General features: G+C 69.0%; 7 protein-coding genes. 5 read left to right on the forward strand and 2 right to left on the reverse strand.

What is annotated here, in order from left to right; genetic code table 11:
• On the reverse strand, positions 1–821 hold an 821-nt coding region (locus OXR63_RS17810; RefSeq protein WP_267425551.1), incomplete at its 3' end, for a hypothetical protein.
• A gap of 187 nt (positions 822–1,008) precedes the next feature.
• Complete coding sequence (guaB, locus tag OXR63_RS17815) at positions 1,009–2,511, reverse strand: IMP dehydrogenase (RefSeq protein ID WP_267425554.1); 1,503 nt, start codon at positions 2,509–2,511, stop codon at positions 1,009–1,011.
• A gap of 317 nt (positions 2,512–2,828) precedes the next feature.
• On the opposite strand from guaB, the gene OXR63_RS17820 reads away from it, so the two are divergent.
• The 5 genes from OXR63_RS17820 to OXR63_RS17840 all read left to right on the forward strand — a co-directional run bounded on the left by OXR63_RS17820 (position 2,829) and on the right by OXR63_RS17840 (position 7,407).
• Positions 2,829–4,169, forward strand: coding sequence for a branched-chain amino acid ABC transporter permease (locus tag OXR63_RS17820; RefSeq protein ID WP_441315727.1), 1,341 nt, complete (start codon positions 2,829–2,831; stop codon positions 4,167–4,169).
• A gap of 12 nt (positions 4,170–4,181) precedes the next feature.
• Entirely contained in the window at positions 4,182–5,168 is a 987-nt protein-coding gene (locus OXR63_RS17825) for a branched-chain amino acid ABC transporter permease (RefSeq protein WP_071276616.1), read from the forward strand.
• A complete protein-coding gene (locus tag OXR63_RS17830; protein ID WP_267425558.1) occupies positions 5,161–6,141 on the forward strand; it encodes an ABC transporter ATP-binding protein in 981 nt (326 codons plus the stop codon). The genes OXR63_RS17825 and OXR63_RS17830 overlap by 8 nt, the downstream gene beginning before the upstream one ends.
• A 134-nt stretch (positions 6,142–6,275) precedes the next feature.
• Positions 6,276–7,001: an ABC transporter ATP-binding protein gene (locus tag OXR63_RS17835; protein ID WP_267425561.1), complete on the forward strand. Its 726-nt coding sequence runs from the start codon at positions 6,276–6,278 to the stop codon at positions 6,999–7,001.
• Positions 7,002–7,224: 223 nt separating this feature from the next.
• The gene (locus OXR63_RS17840; RefSeq protein ID WP_194626316.1) at positions 7,225–7,407 is read left to right on the forward strand and encodes a hypothetical protein; all 183 of its coding nucleotides are present in this window, start codon (positions 7,225–7,227) and stop codon (positions 7,405–7,407) included.
• Positions 7,408–7,416: the final 9 nt, after the last annotated feature.

Below are 7,416 nucleotides of genomic sequence, written 5' to 3' on the forward strand. Positions count from 1 at the left end.
GCGAGGAGGACGGGGTCCTGGGCCTCGCGCATGCCCCAGCGCGCGAAGGACTGCACACCGGGCAGCCGGCGGAGGGCGTCCTCGCGGCGCTTCTCGTCCCACAGCACATCGCGGTCGTCGTACTTCACCCGGCCGTCGAACTCGCCGATCACCCCGGCCTCCGGCCACCAGAAGTCGACGCGGAAGTGACCCTCTGCCGTGGTGAACTCCTGCTGCAAGACGGGCGGCACGACCCCGAGCCGCCGCATCGTCACGCGGCTGATCGACTCGCCAGGAGACTCCGCGGCCGGGTCCGCGAACGCCAGGGCCGATGCTGCGGTCCGTGATCCGCGTTGACCTCGGCGGGCAGCGAGAGCCTGGGCGAGGGTGTCCCGGTCGAGCTCCCCTCGTCGGAGCAGGTGGTCGAGCACCACCACCGCGTGCTCGAAGGACACGGTGTGCAGGTGGTCGACCACCGTCCGCAGGAGCGAGGTCACCCGGGTGCCCTCGAGCACCACCACCTCGTCCTCGGCGAGACGACCGACGTGGCGGATGACACCGCGGCCGCTGTGGGTCTTGCGGATCCGGGTGTCGATGACGTGGAGCCGCCAGTCGGGATGGCCGTGGTCCGGGAACTCCCACAGCGCCGCGGCAGACCTGTGGGACACGACGCCGTCGGCCTGCAGTGTGGCGGCGCGGGCCCGGACGACGAGTCGCCGCCGCTCGAGCGGCCCGAGTGCGTTCCAGTCGCGGCGCTCGACTGCGGTGCCGTGGAAGAGCCGGACGGGGTCGACCAGCGCCGACGGCAGGCCGGTCAGGACGGTGGGAGCGGGATACAGCATGCAGACCACCGTGGCGTGACCGCGCGACGGGCGTGCGGCGGATGGCGGAGGTGGGGAAAGCCTCCCGGCAGTCTGTGCCTGTGGAGGAGGACGCGCCCGTCACCGCGAGACGCCCCCTGGTCCGCGAGGCGGTGCCGGAATCGGCGGCGTCTCACTGACCAGGGGCGTCAGGCGTGCGGGTGGTGCGTCAGCGGCTGTAGTTCGGTGCCTCGACGACCATCTGCACGTCGTGCGGGTGCGACTCCTTGAGCCCGGCCGCCGTGATGCGGACGAACTTGCCGCGGGCCTTCAGCTCGGGGATGGTGCGTCCGCCGACGTAGAACATCGACTGCCGGAGTCCGCCGGTCAGCTGGTACACGACGTTGCCGACGGAACCGCGGTAGGGGACCTGGCCCTCGATGCCCTCGGGGATGAGCTTGTCGTCGTTGGGGACGTCCGCCTGGAAGTAGCGGTCCTTCGAGTACGAGGTCTTCTTGCCACGGGTCTGCAGTGCGCCGAGGGAGCCCATCCCGCGGTACGCCTTGAACTGCTTGCCGTTGACGAAGACCAGGTCCCCGGGGGACTCGTCCGTGCCCGCGAGCAGCGAGCCGAGCATCACGGTGTCGGCACCGGCGACCAGGGCCTTTGCGATGTCGCCCGAGTACTGCAGCCCGCCGTCCGCGATGATCGGGACGCCGGCCTCTCGTGCGGCGAGGGAGGCCTCGTACACCGCGGTCACCTGCGGGACACCGACGCCGGCGACGACGCGGGTGGTGCAGATGGAGCCGGGTCCGACGCCGACCTTGACGGCGTCGACGCCCGCGTCGATGAGCGCCTGTGCGCCGGCACGGGTCGCGACGTTGCCGCCGATCACGTCGATGGCGTCGAAGGAGCGGTCGGCCTTGAGGCGGCGGACCATGTCGAGCACGCCTTCGCTCTCGCCGTTCGCGGTGTCGACGACGAGCACGTCGACGCCGGCGTCACGGAGTGCCTCGGCACGCTGCCAGGCGTCACCGAAGAAGCCGATCGCGGCACCGACGCGCAGCCGGCCCTCGTCGTCCTTGGTGGCGTCGGGGTACTGCTCGCTCTTGTCGAAGTCCTTGACGGTGATGAGCCCGCGGAGCTTGCCGTCCGCGTCGACGAGCGGCAGCTTCTCGATCTTGTGCTGCGCGAAGATCGCGATCGCCGACTCGGGGTCGATGCCCTCGAGCGCGGTGATCAGCGGGGCCTTCGTCATGACGTCGCGGACGAGCGTGGTCTGCTGCTCGAACGGCGCGACGAAGCGCATGTCACGGTTGGTGATGATGCCGACGAGGGTGCCGTCGGCCTCGATCACGGGAAGGCCGGAGACGCGGAACTGGCCGCAGAGTGCGTCGACCTCGGCCACGGTGGCGTCGGGGGTCGTGGTCACCGGGTTGGTGATCATGCCCGACTCGGACCGCTTGACCTTGTCGACGTACGCGGCCTGGTCCTCGATCGAGAGGTTGCGGTGCAGGATGCCGATGCCGCCCTGTCGCGCCATGGCGATGGCCATGCGGGACTCGGTGACGGTGTCCATCGCCGCGGAGAGCAGCGGGACGCTGACGGAGATCCGCTTGGTGAGCCGGGACGCGGTCGACGCCTCGCTCGGGATGACGTCGGTGTGCCCGGGCAGGAGCATGACGTCGTCGTACGTGAGTCCGATGAATCCGAACGGATCCGGCTGGTCCATGGGTCCCCTTCGTGGGCGCGTGAAGTGGTCGAGACACCGGACGCAGCGTCGGGTTCCGGATGGAACATGCTAACGCGGGAGCCGCGATGCGCATTCCGGCTGTGGAGTCCTTGCCGACCGTTCCTCCACAGCATCACAGTTACGGCACGAATCACACAGGGAACACGTTGGAAACACGGGTGTCACAAAAAGCCCATAGGTTCCTCGGCATCCGAACGAGAGGCTCTTCCGTGGGATCCACAACTCCTGCGGGGCCGGCGCTGTTGCGCCGGTTCCGCCCCGGTGCGCCAGGTCGTCGTCGACTGGTGCTCGTCGTCGTGCTCGTCGCGGCCTTCCTGGCGACCTTCCTGATCGACTGGGCGGTGACGATCCCCGCCCAGGGCGCCACCCCCGCCGCGACGGCGAGCGCCAGCGCCAGCTCGGCCCCGTCGTCGAACCAGCCCTGCACCGTGAGCACGTCGAACGGCTGCATCCAGGGCACGATCCTCGACAGCAAGCGGGAGCCCGCTGTCGGCGTGGACGTCGACGTGGCGGGGCCCGCGGGCTTCGCGGCGACGTCCACCACGTCCGCGCAGGGCCGCTGGGCCGTGAGCGTGCCGGCAGCTGGCCAGTACTCGGTCACCGTCGACCAGGACACGCTGCCCAAGGGCCAGTTCCTGACGAACGCCGCAGACGCCAAGCGCACCGTGCAGGCGAACCTCAACGCGAACGCCGGGCAGATCTTCCAGCTGTCCGACCAGAAGGGCGCCACCACGTCCGACGCCGGCACGAGCGTCACCGCGGCGCGGGCGTGGCAGCAGTTCGTGTCGGGGATCCGGCTCGGGCTGCTCATCGCCCTGGCGTCGATCGGTCTGTCGCTGATCTACGGCACGACCGGCCTCTCGAGCTTCTCGCACGGTGAGCAGGTGACCCTCGGTGGCCTCCTCGCGTACACGTTCGCGAACCAGCTCCACATGAACATCTGGGTCGCGGGGGTGATCGTCGTGATCATCTGCGCGGCGAGTGGGTACCTGCAGGACATGGTGATCTGGAGTCCGCTCCGTCGCCGACGCATCAGCCTCACGCAGCTCATGATCGTCACCATCGGTCTCTCGATCGCAGCGCAGTACGCCTTCCAGTACTTCTTCGGCGCCTCGACTGTCCGCATCCAGCAGAGCAACCCCCAGACGGTGACGTTCGCCGGGGTGACCCTGACGGTGCAGTCCTACGTGGCGATGGCGATCGCGCTCGTCGTGCTCATCCTCACGGGGCTGTTCCTCGCGAAGACCCGCTTCGGCCGGGCCACCCGCGCGGTGTCGGACAACCCGGCCCTCGCGTCGGCCTCCGGCATCGACGTCGACCGGGTCATCCGCTTCGTGTGGACGCTCGCCGCCGGTCTCGCCGGGCTGTCGGGCGTGATGCTCGGCCTCGTGCTCAACGGCGTCAACTGGCAGACCGGCCTGCAGCTGCTCCTGCTCATGTTCGCGGCGGTGACGCTCGGTGGCCTCGGTACCGCCTACGGCGCACTCGTCGGGTCGATGATCATCGGCGTCGTCGTCGAGCTCACGAACCTCGTGCTGCCGGGTGACTTCAAGTACGCCACCGCCCTCGTCATCCTCATCCTCATCCTGTTGTTCCGGCCGCAGGGCATCTTCGGCCGCGCCGAGCGGATCGGCTAAGGGAGCGCCGCCATGGACTACATCCTCAACCTCCTCAGTTCTCTGACGCAGGAGGCCCTCGCGCCCACGACGGCCGCGTTCGCGCTCGCCGCCATCGGGCTGAACGTGCACTTCGGCCTCACCGGACTCGTCAACATGGGCCAGGCGGCGTTCCTGCTGCTCGGCGCCTACGGGTTCGCCATCTCGATCACGAACGGTCTGCCCCTCGGGATGGCCGTCCTGGTCGCCCTGCTGGTCTCGATCGTGTTCGCGATCATCCTGGGCATCCCGACACTCCGGCTCCGCGGCGACTACCTGGCGATCGTGACGATCTCCGGTGCGGAGATCATCCGGATGGTCGGGCGCTCGAGTCTGCTGACCACGACCACGGGCGGCTCGAACGGCATCACCGGCTCGAGCTACCGCGACCCGTTCAACGCCCTGAGCTTCCTGCCAGACGGCACCACCACGATCCTCTGGTTCACGTACTCCAACAACGGGGTCAACGGCTGGTGGATCCGGATCGTCGGCTGGGGCCTCGTCGCCCTGTTCACGCTGGTGCTGTTCCTGCTCATGCGCAGCCCCTGGGGTCGCGTCGTGAAGGCCATCCGCGAGGACGAGGACGCCGTGCGCTCGCTAGGCAAGAGCGTCTACTCGTACAAGATGCAGGCGCTCGTGTTCGGTGGTGCGCTCGGAGCACTCGCCGGGATCATCTACGTCATCCCGAGTTCGGTGCAGCCGGACGCGATGGGTCGTTCGATGACGTTCTTCATCTGGACGGCGCTCATCCTCGGTGGGGCGGCGACGGTGTTCGGCCCGGTGCTCGGCGCGGTGCTGTTCTTCGTCGTCCGACTCGGCATCCGCACCCTGGCCGGGGACTTCATCCCGAACTCGATCATGAACGCGCAGCAGGCGGAGCAGTTCTCCTACGTGCTCGTCGGTGTCGCGCTCATGCTCCTCATCGTGTTCCGCCCACAGGGACTCCTCGGCAACAAGAAGGAGCTGACGTTCAGTGTCTGAGCAGCACGCACCCGCGACCACGGTGTCGCACACGCCCGGGGCGTCGAAGCCCGACGCGATCCTGACCGTCGACAACATCAGCCGGAAGTTCGGCGGCATGACCGCGGTCGACGTCGACCACCTCGAGGTCCAGCGCGGGTCGATCACGGCGCTGATCGGCCCGAACGGCGCCGGCAAGACCACCTTCTTCAACCTGCTCACCGGCTTCGACAAGCCGACGAGCGGGAAAGAGGCGCGCTGGCAGTTCAACGGCGCGACGCTCGGCAACACCGGCGCCGCGAAGGTCGCCCGTGCCGGCATGGTCCGCACGTTCCAGCTGACCAAGGCGCTGTCCCGCCTCACCGTGATGCAGAACATGCTCCTCGGCGCGAAGGACCAGCCCGGCGAGAACTTCTTCGCCGCGCTCATCCGACCGCTGTGGTCCAAGCGCGAGAAGGAGATCACGGCGAAGGCCGAGGACCTCCTGGCCCGGTTCAAGCTCCTCGAGAAGAAGGACGACTACGCGGGCTCGCTCTCGGGCGGTCAGCGGAAGCTCCTCGAGATGGCGCGGGCGCTGATGTCAGACCCGACGATGATCATGCTCGACGAGCCGATGGCCGGCGTGAACCCCGCGCTGACCCAGTCGCTCCTCGGCCACATCCAGTCCCTGCGCGACGACGGCATGACGGTGCTCTTCGTCGAGCACGACATGCACATGGTCCGGCACATCTCGGACTGGGTCGTCGTGATGGCCGAGGGCCGTGTCGTCGCCGAGGGTCCTGCCTCGACCGTGATGGACGACCAGGCCGTCATCGACGCCTACCTGGGTGCCCACCACGACACGGACCTGGGCGACGACTCGCTCCTCACCGAGGAGACCTACGAGGAACTCGCCGAGGAGGTCGCCGACGAGGACCACGCGGCGCCCAGCGCGACGCACGACACCACAGCAGGCGCGGCCGACGCCGCCGACGAGGGGAAGGCCACCCGATGACCGACGCGACCAACGGGTCCCACGCGACCAACGGGTCATCCGCGACCAACGGGTCCCACGCGACGACCGGCGCGGACGCGGGGCGAGCCTCCAGTCCGGCAGCAGCATCCGGTACGGCCACCCTGGATCCGGTGATGCGCGCCAGTGGGCTCGTCGCCGGGTACCTGCCGGGCGTCAACATCCTCAACGGCTGTGACCTGGAGTGCTACCCGGGCGAGCTCATCGGGATCATCGGACCGAACGGCGCCGGCAAGTCGACGCTGCTCAAGGCCCTCTTCGGCCTGGTCTCGGTCCGCGAGGGTTCGGTGACCCTCGAGGGCGCCGACATCACGAACATGAAGGCGAACAAGCTCGTGCAGGCCGGCGTCGGCTTCGTGCCGCAGTCGAACAACGTGTTCCCCTCGCTCTCGATCGAGGAGAACCTGCAGATGGGCATCTACCTCCGCCCGAAGAAGTTCGCCGAACGGCTCGAGGTCATCTACGACCTGTTCCCCGTCCTCGGCGAGCGGAAGGGCCAGCGCGCCGGATCGCTGTCCGGTGGTGAGCGGCAGTCGGTCGCCATGGCCCGGGCGCTGATGATGGACCCGAAGGTGCTGCTGCTCGACGAGCCGAGCGCCGGACTGTCCCCGGTGCGCCAGGACGAGACCTTCATCCGCACCCGGCGCATCAACAAGGCGGGGGTGTCGATCATCATGGTCGAGCAGAACGCGCGACGCTGTCTCCAGATCTGCGATCGTGGGTACGTGCTCGACCAGGGTCGGAACGCGTACTCGGGCACCGGGCGGGAGCTCGCTGATGACCCCAAGGTCATCGAGCTCTACCTCGGGACGCTCGCCAAGGACGTCGACGCCGCTCGCTGAGCGGAGTCGACGTCGGCCACACTCACTGAGCGTGGCCGACATCGCCGGTGCCGCTGTGGGGGCGGTGCCGGCACGAGAGGGGTCGTGCGAAGTCGCGTCAGCGCCGCACGGCCCCTTTCCCTCGTCCGCAGGGCTCGGTCCGTGTCCGGACCGGTCGGCGCGGCGCGGCGCGGCACGGCCTGGAGGCTCGGCTCGCCTCCGCCGAGCAGGTAGCGTTCCGCAGGTGGACCGGGTCTCGAGCATCGCGATGGACATCCTCGTGTGGGTGGTCTTCGCGGTGCTCTTCATCGGAGCGGCCCTGCTCGTGAAGGTCGCCGCGGCGCTGCTCGTCGTGCTCGTCGTGTTGGCGCTCGGGCTCGGCCTGACGCTGCGCATGCTCCGACGGAAGCGCCGACGCCCGCGCTGAGCTGCTGCC

The organism is Curtobacterium sp. GC_Cur_3 (genome assembly GCF_026544205.1).
Taxonomy (GTDB): Bacteria; Actinomycetota; Actinomycetes; order Actinomycetales; family Microbacteriaceae; genus Curtobacterium.

What these genes read in the sequence shown, in the direction of transcription:
- OXR63_RS17825 (WP_071276616.1), top strand. Translation starts at nt 4,182, where the DNA reads ATGGACTACATCCTCAACCTCCTCAGTTCTCTGACGCAGGAGGCCCTC.
- guaB (WP_267425554.1), bottom strand. Translation starts at nt 2,511, where the DNA reads ATGGACCAGCCGGATCCGTTCGGATTCATCGGACTCACGTACGACGAC.
- OXR63_RS17835 (WP_267425561.1), top strand. Translation starts at nt 6,276, where the DNA reads ATGCGCGCCAGTGGGCTCGTCGCCGGGTACCTGCCGGGCGTCAACATC.